The organism is Aciduricibacillus chroicocephali (assembly GCF_030762805.1).
Lineage (GTDB): Bacteria > Bacillota > Bacilli > Bacillales > Amphibacillaceae > Aciduricibacillus > Aciduricibacillus chroicocephali.
Genome location: NZ_CP129113.1, coordinates 2,175,517 through 2,191,815, shown reverse-complemented (window position 1 = coordinate 2,191,815; position 16,299 = coordinate 2,175,517). Strand labels below are relative to the sequence as shown.

Below are 16,299 nucleotides of genomic sequence, written 5' to 3'. Positions count from 1 at the left end.
GCTTACCGGGCTCGTTAAGGAGCGCCGCTCATAGACAAGCGGTGCAGAGGATGCGGTTCTTAGCATCCGGCGCAGCGATTGACTATGACGCCAGCTCCTAGCCCGGAGAGCCGGATTAAATAAAATAGAGCTTACCGGGCTTATCTCAAACAAGCGCACGGGATAGATACCAGGTTTCTAACAGCAACCCGTGCATATCACTCCAGAACTTGGACGCAATTCAATTTCAGCTGTTTTTCTTTTTCTGACATGTCTTGCAAAGGTTGAGTTGCGCTGTTATAATGTAGAAATGTGAGTTGAACGTGGACCTAATGTCTCCTAAGACTCTCAAAACAACTCTGTTTCCAAAGGATTCAGGGCATAAGGAGCGTATTATAATGAAACAGGATATCCATCCGGAATACCGCAAAGTTGTATTTCTTGATTCTAGCTCAGACTTCAAATTCTTGAGCGGTTCTACTAAATCTTCTGACGAAACAATCGAGTGGGAAGATGGCAACACTTACCCTGTAATCCGTGTTGAAATCAGCTCTGACACACATCCGTTCTACACTGGTAAGCAGAAAGCTGACAAAGTCGGCGGACGTGTTGATCGTTTCAAAAAGAAATACAATCTCTAATAATTACGGAATATGCGGCTTGCCGCAAGTTTCCGATAAACCGCGTGAACATCTCTGTTCCGCGGTTTTTTCTTTTGTTTGGAAAATGCAAGCAGGGGTCCGGAATTTTTTCCAAAACATACGGTAAAAATCTGTCCAATCAGAGGAGATGTTCCTTCTTCAAGCTCTCCAAATATGCTAATGTAGATGAATCGGAATCTAACTGTCAGGAGATGAAGAAGAGATGCAGGAATATATGAAACAGGACGGCTGGATTGAAGTGATTGCCGGCAGCATGTTCTCTGGTAAATCCGAGGAGCTGATCCGTCGGGTGAAGCGAGCGACTTATGCACATCTGGATATCCGGGTTTTTAAGCCGAGAATTGACGATCGTTATGCAAAAAGTGACGTCGTTTCCCACAATGGGACAAAAACATTGGCGCGTCCTGTGGATAATACGGAAGAGCTTCTAAAGGAATTGGCAGCTGAGCGAAAGAAAATTGACATTGTCGCAATAGATGAAGTCCAATTTTTCGACAGTGCGATCGTCGGTGCGGTGCAGCAGCTTGCTGATGAAGGTATCCGGGTCATCGTAGCAGGACTCGATACAGATTTTCGAGGAGAGCCATTTGGACCAATGCCAGAGCTGTTTGCGATTGCTGAATTTGTGACCAAGCTTTCGGCCATTTGCCCGATTTGCGGTGGTCCGGCAACACGGACGCAGCGACTTATTGATGGAGCGCCGGCTTCTTATGAAGATCCTATTATTCTCGTTGGAGCATCGGAAAGCTATGAACCGAGATGTCGCCACCATCATGATGTGCCGGGACACCCGCTTAGCAAAAGCCAGCTTTGTACATTGCAAGAAAAGCAATAAGACAGAACAGAAAGGAGTGGTGATCTTGCCACTCCTTTTTTACTTGGAAATTCATTTTTCTAGATAACGGTATAAAGTCGATTTGCTGATGCCTGTTTCTTGTTTAATTTCCTCAAGGGTGTATTTCTTGCTTTCATACATTGTGATTGCGCGTTTTACATTCTCGTCCGGTTTGCGGGGACGACCGGCAGAAGTGCCTTTTTGCTTCGCTTCATACAGCCCTTTTTTCGTGCTTTCACTAATCATATCGCTTTGGAAATTCGCCAAATGATGAACGATTTCGCTAAATGGATAATCTGTTTGATCGCTCGTATCGATCTTTTCCCAAATGGAATGGAGGAAAGCGGATTTACTTTCTATTTCATCAATCATTTCTTTTAGATGTTTTGTTGAATCCCCAAGTGTGAAGAGCCGTTCGAACACAATCTTATCCCCAGGGGATAACTTTGACAGCAGCGACTGCAGCTCCACTCTTCTCTTTGCTGAAGCGTGGGTTTCCACGAAAAATTCATCACAACCGTGTTTCTTTAGCAATGTCAATTGTTTCTCACAGTTCTCATCTTCGGAATTCGGCCGCATATATCCAATGATCATAAAATCCTCCAGATAATTAATAGCATAGCTTTCTACTGATTTTCCCGAAATGGTTCCTTTATGGGAAAATAGGTGATAAACTGTTTGAGGGAAATATCAATTTATACTTTCATAGTATTTTACTGAATAGATAGGAGAACACATCATGGTTGAAAAAATAAAACAGGAATGGTTTTCAAATGTCCGGGCAGATATTCTGTCTGGAATTGTCGTTGCATTGGCCCTTATACCGGAAGCACTCGCGTTCTCAATCATTGCGGGAGTCGATCCGATGGTTGGGCTTTATGCATCTTTCTGTATTGCGATTATTATTTCCTTCGCGGGCGGCAGACCTGCAATGATCTCGGCTGCGACAGGGGCGATGGCACTCGTCATGGCTCCGCTCGTAAAGGAATTTGGGCTTCAATATTTGCTTGCTGCGACGATTTTGACAGGAGTGCTTCAGTTCATCTTCGGTGCCTGTAAAATTGCAAGGCTGATGAAATTCATACCGCGCGCAGTCATGATTGGATTTGTCAATGCTTTGGCCATTATGATCTTCATGGCTCAGGTGCCGCATTTCTTCAATATCTCGAATATGACTTATATTTTCGTAGCGGTCACTCTATTGATTGTATACATCGTACCGAGGTTCTTCAAGGCAATTCCGGCACCGCTCATCGCGATCGTCGTTTTGACAGCGATTGCGGTATACGGCCATCTGGATTTACGAACAGTAGGAGACCTTGGAGAAATTACAAAGTCTTTGCCTAGTTTCCTTATTCCGGACGTTCCATTTACATGGGAGACGTTCAAAATCATCTTCCCGTATTCTATTTCTCTAGCTATAGTCGGGCTAGTTGAGACATTACTCACATCATCCATTGTCGATGACATGACAGATACAGGGAGTAATAAGAATAGAGAAGCACGCGGTCAGGGGATTGCGAACTTTATCAATGGCTTCTTCGGAGGCATGGCCGGTTGTGCAATGATTGGTCAGTCTGTCATCAATGTAAAATCGGGCGGGAGAAAGAGACTTTCCACATTTGTTGCTGGGGCTTTCCTAATATTCCTCATTCTCGTTCTTGGTGACCTCGTTGTAAAAATTCCGATGCCGGTACTTGCAGGAATCATGATTATGGTATGTATCGGCACATTTGACTGGGGTTCTTTTGCTTATTTGAAGAAAGCTCCTAAGTCTGATGCGGTGGTTATGGTTGTTACAGTCGTTATTGTCCTAATGACACATGATCTGTCCAAAGGAGTCATTGCCGGAGTCATCCTCAGCGCGATTACATTTGTTGCGAAAATCTCAAAAATCAAAGTTACCGAACAACTGCAGAACAGCAAGATTATCTATAAAATAAAAGGTCAATTGTTCTTCGCTTCAGTCGAATCATTCGTTGATGCATTTGATATGGATCTGACTAATAAAGAAATCATTATCGACTTCACAGAAGCGCATATTTGGGATGATTCCGGAGTAGGCGCAGTCGATAAAGTGATTATGAAGTATAAGGAAAAAGAGAATGAGGTTACTGTATTGGGAGTGAATGAATCGAGTCGTAAATTGTTGAACAGGCTCGCTATACACGAAACAAAAACGAACCATTCTTAATAACAGGCTTCATTTTTAATAAACAGACAGCGAAAGCAAGGCATGCAGTTCAAAGCGATTCTGCATGCCTTAATTTTTTAAAAGAGAAAGTGCTATTCAAACATTACTTTGACCCTTGTACAGCGGGTATACTATAATAGGACTGTTAATGAGAGAGGTGGACAATTGTGCTTGATCAATTGCAATCATTGGAAGACCGTTATGATAAATTGAATGAAATGCTGAGTGATCCTGAGATCATCAGTGATACGAACAAGTTGCGTGAATACTCCAAGGAGCAGTCTGGCCTGGAGGATGTCGTAGTAGCATATCGCGAATATAAAGATGTGACGACTGGACTGAAAGATGCGAAAGAGATGCTTGAAGAAGAGTCGGATTCTGAAATGATCGAGCTCGCCAAAGCGGAGATCGATGAGCTTGAACAGCGTAAGGAAGCACTTGAAGATGAGATGAAAATTCTCCTCTTGCCCAAGGATCCGAACGATGAGAAGAACGTTATTATGGAAGTACGTGGAGCGGCTGGCGGAGACGAGGCGGCATTGTTCGCAGGAGACCTTTACCGCATGTATTCCCGTTATGCCGAGGCAAATGGCTGGAAGACGGAAGTTATTGATGCGAATACGACAGGTGTCGGTGGATATAAGGAAATCATTTTCATCGTGAACGGAAAAGGTGCATACTCACGTCTGAAGTTCGAAAACGGAGCGCATCGCGTACAGCGTGTGCCGGAAACAGAATCAGGCGGCCGCATTCATACATCAACAGCGACAGTTGTCGTTATGCCGGAAGCGGAAGAAGTCGAAGTCGACATTCATGAAAAAGATATCCGAGTTGATACATTTGCATCAAGCGGCCCGGGTGGACAGAGTGTTAACACGACGATGTCTGCAGTCCGTTTGACACACGTTCCGACTGGCATTGTTGTATCATGCCAGGACGAGAAGTCTCAGATCAAGAACAAGGAAAAGGCGATGAAAGTTCTTCGCGCCCGTATCTATGATAAGTTCCAGCAAGAGGCGCAAGCTGAGTATGATGATGCTCGTAAATCGGCTGTCGGTACAGGGGATCGTTCTGAGCGTATCCGTACGTACAACTTCCCTCAGAACCGCGTGACGGATCACCGCATCGGCTTGACAATTCAGAAGCTTGACCAGATTCTTGAAGGCAAGCTGGATGAAATCGTCGACGCACTCGTCATGGAAGACCAGACGAAGCGCCTGTCCCAGATCGGAGAATAAGAATGGAAACAAAATTGTATGAAGTCCTGAAACGGGCTTCTCTTTTTTTGGAAAAGAACGGAGCGGAACCACGTGTTGCAGAAATTCTTCTGCAGCATCATTTAGGTCTTTCACGCAATGATTTTTTCATGAAAATGCGTGAAACGGTTGATGAGGAAAAGCTCGCTCACTTTCACAATGATGTGGAAAACCATGCTCAGACCGGAGTTCCAGTCCAGCATCTGATCGGCATGGAGGAATTCTATGGTCGCATGTTAAAAGTGAACCGCGACGTGCTTATTCCAAGACCTGAGACAGAAGAAGTTGTTGCAGAAGCCATACGGATAGCGAAGACAATGAATAACGATTTTTTCCGCATTGTCGATGTCGGGACAGGGAGCGGCATTATCGGCATTACATTGGCGCTTGAACTGCCTGGAGCCGAGGTAATGGCTATTGATTTGTCCGAAAAAGCACTTCATGTAGCCAGGGAAAATGCTGCTGAACTTGGAGCGGATGTGAGATTCATGCACGGAAGTTTCCTGGAGCCGTTAATAGAAGCGGGTGAAAAAGTCGATCTCATCGTTTCGAACCCGCCGTACATTCCCTATAATGAAAAACCAAATCTCTCACGGACAGTAACTGAATACGACCCGGAGATGGCTTTGTTTGCAGAGAACGATGGGCTTGCTGCGTATGAAGCAATTGTGCAGCAATCAAGCGCAGTCTTGAATCCAGAAGGTGGTATCGTGTTCGAAATCGGCCATGATCAGGGAGAAACGGTGCCGACGATTATCCGAAACAAATTCCCAGAGGCTCACATACAGACCTTAAAAGACATCAATGGCAAAGACCGAATCGTAACAATGCAAAAGAAAGATTAATAGATTTTTTAATTTGTGAGTTTAATATTTTGCCAGCGTGCCCATACTGACTCTTACAAAGGTTCAGGGGGTACTGGCAAATGAAAAAACTAATTACTTACTCAATCGCAATTATTGTTATTTATTTTATAATCGTGAACGTACTTTCTCTTATAAATACAGATAAAGCAAATGCAGAAGATTATCAGGTCATCCCGGATGAAGCAATTCGTTTGCGCATTCTCGCTAACAGTGACAATGATGCAGACCAGAGATTAAAGCGTAAAGTCCGCGATCGCATTAGTGAAGAGATCGCAGTATGGGTTGAAGATATTGATGACATTGAAGAAGCACGCAAGCTGATTGCTTCTAAAACAGATACAATTCAGCAAATGGCAGCCGAAGTACTAGCAGAAGAGAAGAGCAGTCAGACGGTCAAGGTAGAGTATGGAAAGAACATTCAGTTCCCGGTTAAAATGTACGGAAACTATGTATATCCTGCAGGTGAATATGAGGCAGTACTCATTACACTTGGCAAAGGCGAAGGTGCCAACTGGTGGTGTGTTCTCTTCCCGCCGCTCTGCTTCCTAGACTTCTCATTCGGTACGACAACTGCTTCTGAAGACGGCCTGCCGAAACAACCGAAACAGGAAGTTAAAGTGAAGTTTTTCCTATTGGAATGGCTCGGTTTGTCATGAACAGATAGATTGCCGCATACAATCTAGCAAATGACAAACTTATAGAAGAGGTGGAAATCGTGGAATTGATCCAAGCCAATGAGGCGATTTTTGAAGAGCTGCAATCTTTTGTAACGAAGAACCGGTCAATTGATGTACGTACGCTTGCGAACGAAGGATATGTTATTAGAATTCCGGGCAAGATTATCGGCTGCTTTGTTCTGGAAAAGCAGAGCTTCGAAGACCGATGGCTCAAGCAACTATTCATTGAAAGAGAAGAAGCTGCAAGATTGCCATACATTCTTGAAGCGATTCTTCTTCTGGCAAGAGAGCAGCAAACGAGGCAAGTACATGTCCACAGTCATCAGCCGGCACTGGATATCTTGTTGGAAGCTTTGCAATTCAGTCCACAAGAATCCCCAGCAAGCTCTGGACAAACAGGTGAAAAGATTGGCAATTGGTGGATTTATCAAGTTTGCTAAGTGGACAGTTTTCATGAATAAGATTGAATTCAGAAAACTATGCACAGTATCCACATAGCCATGTGAATAAGTTGTGTAAAAATTCGACAAAATGTGTATAATTACTTTTTGATAAAATAATATCCGATAAAATCAGCGTTCTTAAAAAACTGCCTGTGTATAAAATGCATGGGCAGTTTTGTTTTTAGCTGTTTTTCTGTGGATAATGTGAATAAGTTGGGAATTGGATTTAGAGCTGGATGCTTTTTTGCACAAACAAAGTCAATCCGCTAAAATGTAAGAAGGAAAAGAGGTAGCGGATATGATGAAAACAGAACATTTAAAGATAACGGATATTCATATAGATGAAGAAAAAATAAAAAAAGCAGCTGCCCTGTTGGCGAAAGGGGAACTTGTTGCATTCCCGACTGAGACGGTTTATGGGCTTGGAGCGGATGCGGCGAATGAAGTGGCAGTGAGTGGAATATTTGCTGCGAAAGGCCGACCTCAGGATAATCCTCTTATTGTCCATGTTGCATCTGTGGAACATTGTCGGGAACTCGTACAGGAAATTCCTGATTATGCAGAGAAGCTGATGGACCGCTTTTCACCTGGGCCAATCACATATGTTCTTCCGCATAGAGGTGGCCTTGCCGATAACGTAACAGCAGGGCTTGCGACAGTCGGCATCCGAATTCCTGACCATCCGCTCGCGCTCGCCCTGATCCGGGAGAGTGGTTGTCCAATTGCGGCACCGAGCGCGAATACATCAGGCAAGCCAAGTCCGACGACAGCCTTTCATGTCGCTGAAGATCTTGATGGCAAAATTGCCTGCATTGTCGATGGTGGAGCGACTGGAATTGGTGTGGAATCAACTGTCATTGATTGTACTGGTAAGCTGCCTGTTGTGCTTAGACCTGGCGGCATTACGCAGGAAATGATTGAAGAGGCGATCGGGGAGAAACTTGCATCAACGAACGGAATCCCTGAATCGGACAAGCCGAAAGCACCTGGAATGAAGTATCGTCATTATGCTCCTGTTCTTCCGCTTATACTTGTCCAAGGCGATGCTTCTAAAATTAAGGAGTTTGTGCGAAAAGTAGAATCAGAAGGCAAACGTGTTGCTGTGCTCGCGAGCAAATCGACTGCGGATCATTTGGATCTTCCTCATGTCAAAGTGCTTGGCACAGAGCCCAATGAAATTGCGGCTAACCTTTATGCAGCACTGCGCCATTATACTGAAAAAGATGCCGATCTTCTAATTTGCGAAGCTTTCTCTCGTTCAGGTATTGGTGAAGCGATTATGAACCGGCTTGCAAAAGCTGCTGAAAAGCATATGATCCTATAGTAATCGACTTTGAGAGTTGAAGTCCTTCCGTCATTGGGAGGGCTTTTTTTCATGCTCATAACCTCTGACGGACAGGCATAGAATGAACAAGCATATATGGTCAGGGGAGAGTGTGTCGGATGGATTCTAATGATTTGAGGGAAATGGTTTCATTGCTTCTACTTGCCGGGGCACTTGGCATGGACGCTTTCAGTGTAAGCCTTGGACTTGGCATGCAGAAGCTGCGTCTGAAACGAATTGCAATTATCGGTTTCGTAATCGGTTTATTTCATATGGCCATGCCATACATAGGGATTCTGCTTGGACAGGTTATCTCAGGCAGGTTCGGCGAATGGGCGGAGTTACTTGGAGGTTTGCTTTTGCTTGGCATTGGTGCTCAAATGTTCTTCTCAGCATTTCGCGAACAGGAAGAGATGCTGTTCCAGCCGGCCGGTTTTGGCTTGCTGCTGTTTGCTTTCACAGTGAGCATCGACAGCTTCTCGGCAGGATTAAGTCTTGGACTATCGCAATCAAAGACCTTATTTGTCATCGCGGCCTTTGGAGTTATGAGTATTTTGCTAACGTGGCTCGGTCTTTTGATCGGCAGAAAAGTACGCGGGTTCTTTGGAAGATATAGTGAATTGCTCGGGGGCAGCATTTTGGCTGGTTTCGGTCTGTTTACGATGTTTGGATAGATATCTTGTATATGGCGAGCGGCTCTTATTTGGGGCTGCTTGTTTTTTCTTGTAGGGGATGCTGCTGTATGTGCGAGTTGTAAGTAAACATATGAGTATACAAAAACACTTTGGACATTGGGGGTTCCAAAGTGTTTTTGTGTTAAACAGTTTTAAGTAATAGAGCAGGAAAGCAGCCATTTTTGCGGAGACTTATTTTCATTGAGAGAAAAAACATATAAAGTAATAGTGGGAAAGGAGATGACAAAATGGAAGCAATGATACATGGAGTCATTCTCGCATTTGGACTCATATTGCCGCTTGGCGTCCAAAATGTTTTTGTATTTACACAAGGAGCTACACAGCCAAAGCTGCTGAGTGCATTTCCTGCAACGATTACAGCCGCCATTTGTGACACATTCCTCATCCTTGTCGCTGTGTTCGGGTTATCGGTAATCGTTTTGCAGTTCGAGTGGCTGCGTCTTGGGTTGATGAGCGCAGGCATACTATTTTTAATGTATATGGGTTATTCAATTTGGCGATCCAGTCCTTCTACTTCAACAGTGGGGAAGGCGCTGCCAATTAACAAACAGATCGTCTTCGCCCTGTCTGTATCCTTGCTGAATCCTCACGCCATCATCGATATAGTTGGTGTGATTGGTACGAGCGCATTGAAATACGCCGGTACAGATCAAATCCTCTTCACAATTACGTGCATCGCCGTATCATGGGTCTGGTTCTTCGCATTGACATTGGCGGGCAACTCAATGAAGCGGCTCGAAAGATCAGGGAATTTGATGACTATTTTCAATAAATGCTCCGCTCTTTTCATTTGGGGAACGGCTGTTTATCTTCTAATTGGGCTTGTCGGTTGACTGAAACGTCAAAAGGGACAAGGCCTCCGGTTATATTAAATATAGACTATTTGAAACAGTGTTATTTTTAGTTGACAACTTACCTTTAGGAAGCTATAGTTATTTTAAATTGATAATTCTAAATATTCTTATCCAGAGAGGTGGAGGGACTGGCCCTTTGAAGCCTCGGCAGCGGACTTGTTCAAGTACTGTGCCAATTCCAGAAAATCATGCGGAAGATAAGAAGAGCTGGTCATGCGTTAATCACATTCGCCCCCTCTTCTAACTAAGAAGAGGGGGCTGTTTTAAACCTTGCTGGTTCGCATTAAGAGAGTTATCAGATAAGACGAGGGGGAGTACTTCAATGACAAACACAGCAGCGAAAGCGCCATTCAGAGCAGATCATGTAGGGAGCTTGCTTCGTCCGGAGCGAATCCATAAGGCAAGAAAGGATTTCCAGGAAGGCAGCATTACTTCCGAGGAATTGTATCTGATAGAAACAGAAGAAATTAAGAAGATTGTTGATAAGCAAATTGAAGTCGGACTGCAGGCCGTTACAGATGGTGAATTCCGCCGCAGATTCTGGCATACAGATTTCCTTGAGCATTTGAACGGCGTAGAAGGCTATGTGCCTGAACATGGCTTCAAATTCAAAGGAGAAGAAACGGAACGCTACGATATTCGAGTAAATGGAAGAATCTCATTCAACGCAGATCATCCGCATATTAAGGAATTTGTTGAGTTCAAGGAAATCGTTGGGGACCGTGCTGTTGCCAAACAGACCATTCCAAGCCCGAACCAGTTGTTCAACGCGGGCATTCGCAACAAAGATATTTATCCGGATATTGAAGAATACGCAGAGGATATCATCAAGACGTACCGCGATGCAATCAAGGCTTTTTATGATGCGGGCTGCCGCTATTTGCAGCTTGATGACGTATATATCGCTGGCCTGAACGCACCGGAAATTCCCTTCAATGACAGTGCCTATACTCGTGAACAGCTTATTCAATTGGCATTGCGCGTTGCGAACGGTGTACTTGAAGGCAAGCCGGAAGATCTCACGATTACAACACATCTCTGCCGTGGTAACTACCGCTCCAACTGGGCGTTCGAAGGCAGCTACGCGAAAATCGCGCCAACTTTGTTCGCTAAGGAAAAAGTGGACGGGTTCTTCCTTGAGTACGATGATGACCGCTCCGGTGATTTCACTCCGCTGGAACACATTCCAAATGGCGGTCCTCGTGTCGTCCTCGGCGTATTCACTTCAAAGCACGGCAAATTGGAAGATAAAGAAAACATCAAAGCCCGTGTGGAAGAAGCGACACAATACGTGCCATTGAAACAATTGTGCATCAGCCCGCAATGCGGTTTCGCTTCCACTCACCACGGAAACATTTTGACTGAAGAGGAACAGTGGGCGAAGTTGAAATATGTTGTAGATATTGCGAAAGAGATTTGGGGATAAGTTTCTGATAAACTTTGTTTAGAAATAAATGCGTGTCTGATCCGAGTATTTGGGTTGGGTACGCATTTTTTGAGTGAGCAGGGCGAGTGGGAAGTTCCAGTTACTTGCATGCAAAAGGAGGGATAAAAATTGCTGCGTGGAGTAAATGTTAGCTTGTCAGAGAGTGATGGTGTTTCAATCAGAAAGTTGCTTGAGCCTATGAACTTCTCAGCATATTGCTGGAAGATAGACCGTGATGAATCTTATGGTGAAAATGATCAGTCTTTGTTCCCGCTGGAAGATACAATTAATGGAGAAGAAGTGAACCACTCAATTAAACATGGAGACTCCTATACTATTTATTTTTTAGACATGAAGGCTTTTCCAAGTGAAGCTGATATGTTGGAAATTGAGACTTATCATGACTTTCTGGAAAGTGCTTGCGAAATCATTATCCTTGTTGCTGATGGCGCCTACATAGAAATCTATGCCAAAGATTTTGTTTTATTGAAAGATATATATGAAAATGCATTGAAAAATAGTATAGAAAAAGTCGAATATATAACAGAAGAAAATGATGGGAGAACAAGGATGACAGTTTGGTAGATGATGGATATAAAGGCACTTTGAGCAGAAAATAAAAAGCACGCCACTCAGGGCGTGCTTTTGTAATTAATTGGACAAATCACAGTCTTTCAAATGAAGCATTTTTGTCTTCTTCGTAAATTTGTAGCCAAGCCATAATGCTAAGAATAGCGGAATCCCGATATAGGAAACGATGACACCATACCAGTCGACATGGTCACCCATAAAGGCTGAATAGTTCTGTCCGAGTACGACAAAAGCACAAACCGCAAACGCGAATAGTGGACCGAACGGGAACAGCTTTGCCTTGTATGGCAGAACATCCAGGCTCTTACCTTGAGCAGCGAAAGCCCGACGGAATCGGTAGTGGCAGATTGCGATGCCAAGCCACGCGATGAATCCGGACATTCCTGATGCATTCAGGAGCCAAACATAAACGGTACCATCACCAAACAGTGAAGCAAGGAAGGCAAGTGTTCCGACCAAGGATGTTATGATCAGGGCGTTGACAGGTACGCCACGTTTATCGAGTTTACCAAGAAATGCAGGTGCCTTTCCTTCACGGGCTAGATTCCAGAGCATGCGTGTTGAAGCATACATTCCGGAATTCCCTGCAGATAGGACAGCTGTCAGGATGACTGCATTCATGACAGAAGCAGCGAAGGCAATTCCTGCTTTTTGGAAGACAATTGTGAACGGACTTACTGTTACATCGTCACTAGCAAGGTTCCCGTTTGTATAAGGGATGATCAAGCCGATGGCAAGAATCGCAAGTACATAGAATAACAGAATGCGCCAGAACACAGTCTTTACAGCTTTTGGAATGGATTTGCCAGGATCTTCTGTTTCACCAGCTGCAACACCAAGCAACTCTGTACCTTGGAATGAGAAACCGGCTGCCATGAAGATTCCGAGCATCGCCATGAATCCGCCATGGAACGGTGCATCTCCGATTGTAAAGTTCTTGACGCCGATCGTCTCGCCGCCGAGAATTCCGAAGATCATCAATGCTCCGAAGATGAGGAAGATGATTACGGTAATTACTTTAATCAAGGCGAACCAATATTCAGCTTCCCCGAATCCTCTTACTGACAAATAGTTCAATAAGAACATGATCACGAGAAATAGAGCACTCCAAATAATGGAGGGGGTGTGAGGGAACCAGAATTTCATGATCATTGTAACGGCTGATAATTCTGCAGCAATCGTAATTGCCCAGTTATACCAATAGTTCCAGCCAAGGGCAAACCCGAATGAAGGGTCGACAAACTTGGTGGCATATGTGCTGAAGCTTCCGGCAACAGGCATGTAAGCGCCCATTTCCGCAAGACTCGTCATTAAGAAATAGACCATGATCCCGATTACGAGATAGGAGACGATTGCTCCACCGGGACCGGCAGTATGGATCGCGCCGCCACTTGCAAGGAAGAGTCCTGTTCCGATTGTTCCACCGAGGGAAATCATCGTTAAGTGACGTGCTTTTAAATTACGCTTAAGGTCATTCGTTTCTTTCTGGACAGGAACCGTACCAGCAGCGGAATGATTGTTACTTTCTTCTGTTGAATGCATAGATGATACTCCTTTTCTAGCTGGATTGAGCTGAAAGCCCATTTAGCTATTCAAATCTGGAAGGAGCCTGCAATAAAAAATGCCACCGAAGCAGATTCAGGTGACATGATTGACAGCCCGCATCCTACCTTCCTGAAGATAGCTCAACACGAACGGCTGGTGACCAATCGTGACAGTTCTGTTCCTATTCGGAGACAGCCCCAGCGTGCTCATTCAGAGATAAAAGCACACTTCGGCAGTTTTTCCTTTCAAGCGGAGTCAGTCAATGTCTCTGCATCTCGTCCGCCTTACTCATAAAAACCGCAACCTCTACCCCATCGGTTTGATGAGGGTTTTTATTATGCAATTGATGTAACTATTATAAATTCTATTTTAAATTAGTCAATATCTAGTGGGAAAAGGGAGATAGTTTCCAGATTGTTTTTCTAAGATCTACATCTAGAGGAATGAGCTCTTAGCTTTTGAGAGAAGATGAGACCAGCCCGGTAAAATGGGAGTTTAGTTTAAGGATTTTCAAGAATAAATGAGAATAGGAAGGCCTCAATAATTTAGAAAAATATTCACTAAAGAAACTGACTCTAGCAGATAGAGGGTCAGTTTCTTTTTAATAAAAATTCATGCAAGACGCCCCCTCTAACCAATTCGTTTCGATTCATGGTAGTAGGAGGTGCATTTCAAATGCATATAAATTATTTCAAGATGTCACGTCATATTTTTGAATCTGACTTGTGGCATGATGTGTCGACATTTCGCTTGTTCATGCTACTAATTGGAAAGGCAACCCATCAGGATGGGACAAGAACGGCTGGGATTCGCTTGCAGAAGGGGCAATATGTAAGGTCGTATGAAAAATTGGCTGAGGATCTTGCTTATAAAGTTGGACGTGGCCATAAGGCATATTCAAAACAAACTATATACACCTGTGTTCAGAAATTGGTGAAAGCTAAGCGGATTTCTATAAAAGAAGTGAGTCATGGAACGCTTTTTACAGTATTGAACTATGAAAAATATCAGGAACCTCATAAACAGCCAAAAAAATTTGCGGAAATTAGACTGAACGAATCTCAAATTGATGGCGAACTTAGCCAGAAGTATAACAATAAGGCTATACAGGCTAATAAGGCTAAAGATCAAGATCAAAAGATTATTCGTCGCAAACGCGTTTACGACGTTTCTTCTATGCATTATAAGCTTGCCCAGCATTTCTACGAACAGATCAAACGCAACAATCCGGAACATTTGGAACCGGATCTACAAAAATGGGCTGATGATATTCGCAAGATGATGGAGCTTGATAAGCGGACGGAGGAGCAGATCAGATACTTGATTGATTGGGCACAGCAGGATGACTTCGAGATGTCTGTCGTGCTGTCCCCGGCAAAGCTTCGTAAGCGTTTTGATGCGCTAGTCATCAAGGTGAGACAGCAGAAGCGTCAGCCAGCGCCAGTGGAGACGATAGCGGCAACCAAGTACGAATACGATTACGGTTTCTAGGGGGATATGGTCATGTTGCATATTCGGGACAAGATTGGGAGCGGGCTTGCAGGTGATTTGCTTGAAGAGTTTACTTGCGGCGGATGTGGCAGAGAGGTGCAACGCAAGGAACTGACAATTCCGTTCGGGCCGCGAAAAGGAGAAAGGATTGTTGCGAATCTTGGCTGTAAATGTGAAAATATCCGTCTTGCGAAACAGGCTGTTGTTCAGGCAAGCCGTTTGAAGATGCGGAGAATGGAAAAGGCCTTCGGACAACAATCCTTGCTGAATGAGGCGCTTCGCCGAGCAACGTTTGAGAGTTACACGGCGCCGACGCAAGAGCTACAGCGGGTGAAGGAGCGGCTGGTCAACTATGCGGAGAGCTTTGATGTGAACAAATCTGGAAATTTGCTTCTGTATGGGGATTATGGCGTGGGAAAGAGCCATCTGTCAGCGGCAATTTCCAAAGTGCTTATCGAGAAAGGACACAGTGCCTTGTTTTTATCTTTGCCAAAACTGCTTACGCAAATTAAAGATGCATTTCGGGAGAGTAGCAATTTTAGTGAAGCTAAGTTGTTTCAGGTCATCGGTGAGGTCGAGCTTTTTGTACTTGATGATCTGGGGGCAGAGTATATGAATCCGAAGCAGGAAGGCGATAGTTGGGTGCAGACGAAGCTATTTGAAGTGCTTGACGCGCGTGCTGGCAAACCGACAATATATACGACGAATTTGAATGGTGCGGGTCTGAAGCAGAGATTGAATGACCGCAACTTGTCCCGTGTGCTGGAGCGGACTGAGATTATTCATATGTCTGGACCTGATTACAGGCGAAGGGGATTTTCATAGATGGTTAGTGAATCAGCAGGAAAGTGCAAAAACTGCGGAGGAAGAAACGGAATGACAATTGTGCATTCGTTCGGAGTGAACTTCTATCCGTGCAAAAATCCGGAGTGCGTGAAGAATAGTAGAGAACGGGCAATACAGGAACTAGATGAGTTGGTGGAGAGATTGGTTGAAAGGACCTTATGATTATTATCCATAAACGCTCTGACGTCATTGGAAGATTCATTCAAAGGTAAAACAGCAGAATCGATCTTTTCATTTTATAGATTATGTCATGAGATGTTTTTAACCTATATGCTGGAGTTCTTAAGCGAATACAGCAAAGTACTTAGTGAGATAAAGGAAGCCATTCATTCCTATGGACCGCATGTGAAGGGATACATAAACGAGAAATTCATTGAACAGGACGTCGCAAAAGCACTGGATAAGCTTGAAGACCAGACTGAAAATCTAGCAGATGAAGCGAATAACATCATGACAAGCGTGTCAGATATCGTAGCTCTGGAACAGCTGAAAACCTGGGAATTCAATACTTCCGTGCGTCATGAGAAGGAGAAGGGCAAGAAAACAGTTGAACAGCTGCTTGATCTCGATCACTATAAAGCAATGAGATTGTAGGCACCTGAGGAAAAGTTCACG

17 protein-coding genes and 2 riboswitches are annotated in these 16,299 nt (G+C 44.2%); of the genes, 15 read left to right on the top strand and 2 right to left on the bottom strand.

The window, feature by feature from the left end:
• Positions 1 to 377: 377 nt before the first annotated feature.
• On the top strand, positions 378 to 620 hold the full coding sequence (locus tag QR721_RS11375) for a type B 50S ribosomal protein L31 (protein ID WP_348027039.1): 243 nt from the start codon (positions 378 to 380) through the stop codon (positions 618 to 620).
• Between the two features lie 223 nt (positions 621 to 843).
• The gene (locus QR721_RS11370) at positions 844 to 1,476 is read left to right on the top strand and encodes a thymidine kinase (RefSeq protein WP_348027037.1); all 633 of its coding nucleotides are present in this window, start codon (positions 844 to 846) and stop codon (positions 1,474 to 1,476) included.
• A 51-nt stretch (positions 1,477 to 1,527) separates the two neighbouring features.
• Here QR721_RS11370 and QR721_RS11365 read toward each other — a convergent pair whose 3' ends face one another.
• Entirely contained in the window at positions 1,528 to 2,070 is a 543-nt protein-coding gene (locus QR721_RS11365) for a recombinase family protein (protein ID WP_348027035.1), read from the bottom strand.
• A gap of 145 nt (positions 2,071 to 2,215) precedes the next feature.
• Here QR721_RS11365 and QR721_RS11360 point away from each other — a divergent pair, with 145 nt between their 5' ends.
• The 10 genes from QR721_RS11360 (at position 2,216) to QR721_RS11315 (ending at position 11,796) form a co-directional block, all read left to right on the top strand.
• Positions 2,216 to 3,670: a SulP family inorganic anion transporter gene (locus QR721_RS11360; protein ID WP_348027033.1), complete on the top strand. Its 1,455-nt coding sequence runs from the start codon at positions 2,216 to 2,218 to the stop codon at positions 3,668 to 3,670.
• Positions 3,671 to 3,837: 167 nt separating this feature from the next.
• Complete coding sequence (gene prfA, locus QR721_RS11355; protein WP_348027031.1) at positions 3,838 to 4,908, top strand: peptide chain release factor 1; 1,071 nt, start codon at positions 3,838 to 3,840, stop codon at positions 4,906 to 4,908.
• Positions 4,909 to 4,910: 2 nt separating this feature from the next.
• A complete protein-coding gene (gene prmC, locus QR721_RS11350; protein WP_348027029.1) occupies positions 4,911 to 5,771 on the top strand; it encodes a peptide chain release factor N(5)-glutamine methyltransferase in 861 nt (286 codons plus the stop codon).
• Positions 5,772 to 5,851: 80 nt separating this feature from the next.
• Positions 5,852 to 6,448 (top strand): stage II sporulation protein R, encoded by a 597-nt coding sequence (gene spoIIR / locus QR721_RS11345; protein WP_348027027.1) that lies wholly within the window; start codon positions 5,852 to 5,854, stop codon positions 6,446 to 6,448.
• A gap of 59 nt (positions 6,449 to 6,507) precedes the next feature.
• Entirely contained in the window at positions 6,508 to 6,909 is a 402-nt protein-coding gene (locus QR721_RS11340) for a hypothetical protein (protein ID WP_348027025.1), read from the top strand.
• A gap of 301 nt (positions 6,910 to 7,210) precedes the next feature.
• A complete protein-coding gene (locus QR721_RS11335; protein ID WP_348027023.1) occupies positions 7,211 to 8,236 on the top strand; it encodes an L-threonylcarbamoyladenylate synthase in 1,026 nt (341 codons plus the stop codon).
• Between the two features lie 119 nt (positions 8,237 to 8,355).
• Positions 8,356 to 8,910 (top strand): manganese efflux pump MntP, encoded by a 555-nt coding sequence (locus tag QR721_RS11330; protein ID WP_348027021.1) that lies wholly within the window; start codon positions 8,356 to 8,358, stop codon positions 8,908 to 8,910.
• Positions 8,911 to 9,158: 248 nt separating this feature from the next.
• Positions 9,159 to 9,764 carry a LysE/ArgO family amino acid transporter gene (locus QR721_RS11325; RefSeq protein ID WP_348027019.1) on the top strand — a complete coding sequence of 202 codons (606 nt, stop codon included), beginning with the start codon at positions 9,159 to 9,161 and terminating at the stop codon, positions 9,762 to 9,764.
• 125 nt (positions 9,765 to 9,889) lie between these two features.
• Positions 9,890 to 9,989, top strand: a riboswitch (SAM riboswitch).
• Positions 9,990 to 10,107: 118 nt separating this feature from the next.
• A complete protein-coding gene (locus QR721_RS11320) occupies positions 10,108 to 11,211 on the top strand; it encodes a 5-methyltetrahydropteroyltriglutamate--homocysteine S-methyltransferase (RefSeq protein ID WP_348027017.1) in 1,104 nt (367 codons plus the stop codon).
• Between the two features lie 129 nt (positions 11,212 to 11,340).
• Positions 11,341 to 11,796 (top strand): DUF2691 family protein, encoded by a 456-nt coding sequence (locus QR721_RS11315; protein ID WP_348027015.1) that lies wholly within the window; start codon positions 11,341 to 11,343, stop codon positions 11,794 to 11,796.
• A gap of 66 nt (positions 11,797 to 11,862) precedes the next feature.
• Here the strand turns inward: QR721_RS11315 and QR721_RS11310 are convergent, their stop codons facing one another.
• On the bottom strand, positions 11,863 to 13,344 hold the full coding sequence (locus QR721_RS11310) for an amino acid permease (protein WP_348027013.1): 1,482 nt from the start codon (positions 13,342 to 13,344) through the stop codon (positions 11,863 to 11,865).
• A gap of 131 nt (positions 13,345 to 13,475) precedes the next feature.
• Positions 13,476 to 13,664: riboswitch (Lysine riboswitch) on the bottom strand.
• A gap of 358 nt (positions 13,665 to 14,022) precedes the next feature.
• Here QR721_RS11310 and QR721_RS11305 point away from each other — a divergent pair.
• From QR721_RS11305 to QR721_RS11295, 3 genes are all read left to right on the top strand, one after another.
• Positions 14,023 to 14,838, top strand: coding sequence for a hypothetical protein (locus QR721_RS11305; protein ID WP_348027011.1), 816 nt, complete (start codon positions 14,023 to 14,025; stop codon positions 14,836 to 14,838).
• A gap of 12 nt (positions 14,839 to 14,850) precedes the next feature.
• Positions 14,851 to 15,663 (top strand): ATP-binding protein, encoded by an 813-nt coding sequence (locus QR721_RS11300; RefSeq protein ID WP_348027009.1) that lies wholly within the window; start codon positions 14,851 to 14,853, stop codon positions 15,661 to 15,663.
• A gap of 210 nt (positions 15,664 to 15,873) precedes the next feature.
• Complete coding sequence (locus tag QR721_RS11295; RefSeq protein ID WP_348027007.1) at positions 15,874 to 16,278, top strand: T7SS effector LXG polymorphic toxin; 405 nt, start codon at positions 15,874 to 15,876, stop codon at positions 16,276 to 16,278.
• Positions 16,279 to 16,299 lie beyond the last annotated feature (21 nt).

Bases quoted from the DNA above. Each gene is read 5' to 3' on its own strand.
- spoIIR (WP_348027027.1), top strand. From the start codon at position 5,852: ATGAAAAAACTAATTACTTACTCAATCGCAATTATTGTTATTTATTTT.
- prmC (WP_348027029.1), top strand. From the start codon at position 4,911: ATGGAAACAAAATTGTATGAAGTCCTGAAACGGGCTTCTCTTTTTTTG.
- QR721_RS11335 (WP_348027023.1), top strand. From the start codon at position 7,211: ATGATGAAAACAGAACATTTAAAGATAACGGATATTCATATAGATGAA.
- QR721_RS11370 (WP_348027037.1), top strand. From the start codon at position 844: ATGCAGGAATATATGAAACAGGACGGCTGGATTGAAGTGATTGCCGGC.
- QR721_RS11360 (WP_348027033.1), top strand. From the start codon at position 2,216: ATGGTTGAAAAAATAAAACAGGAATGGTTTTCAAATGTCCGGGCAGAT.
- QR721_RS11365 (WP_348027035.1), bottom strand. From the start codon at position 2,070: ATGATCATTGGATATATGCGGCCGAATTCCGAAGATGAGAACTGTGAG.
- QR721_RS11320 (WP_348027017.1), top strand. From the start codon at position 10,108: ATGACAAACACAGCAGCGAAAGCGCCATTCAGAGCAGATCATGTAGGG.
- QR721_RS11300 (WP_348027009.1), top strand. From the start codon at position 14,851: ATGTTGCATATTCGGGACAAGATTGGGAGCGGGCTTGCAGGTGATTTG.
- QR721_RS11375 (WP_348027039.1), top strand. From the start codon at position 378: ATGAAACAGGATATCCATCCGGAATACCGCAAAGTTGTATTTCTTGAT.
- QR721_RS11310 (WP_348027013.1), bottom strand. From the start codon at position 13,344: ATGCATTCAACAGAAGAAAGTAACAATCATTCCGCTGCTGGTACGGTT.
- QR721_RS11305 (WP_348027011.1), top strand. From the start codon at position 14,023: ATGCATATAAATTATTTCAAGATGTCACGTCATATTTTTGAATCTGAC.
- QR721_RS11325 (WP_348027019.1), top strand. From the start codon at position 9,159: ATGGAAGCAATGATACATGGAGTCATTCTCGCATTTGGACTCATATTG.
- QR721_RS11330 (WP_348027021.1), top strand. From the start codon at position 8,356: ATGGATTCTAATGATTTGAGGGAAATGGTTTCATTGCTTCTACTTGCC.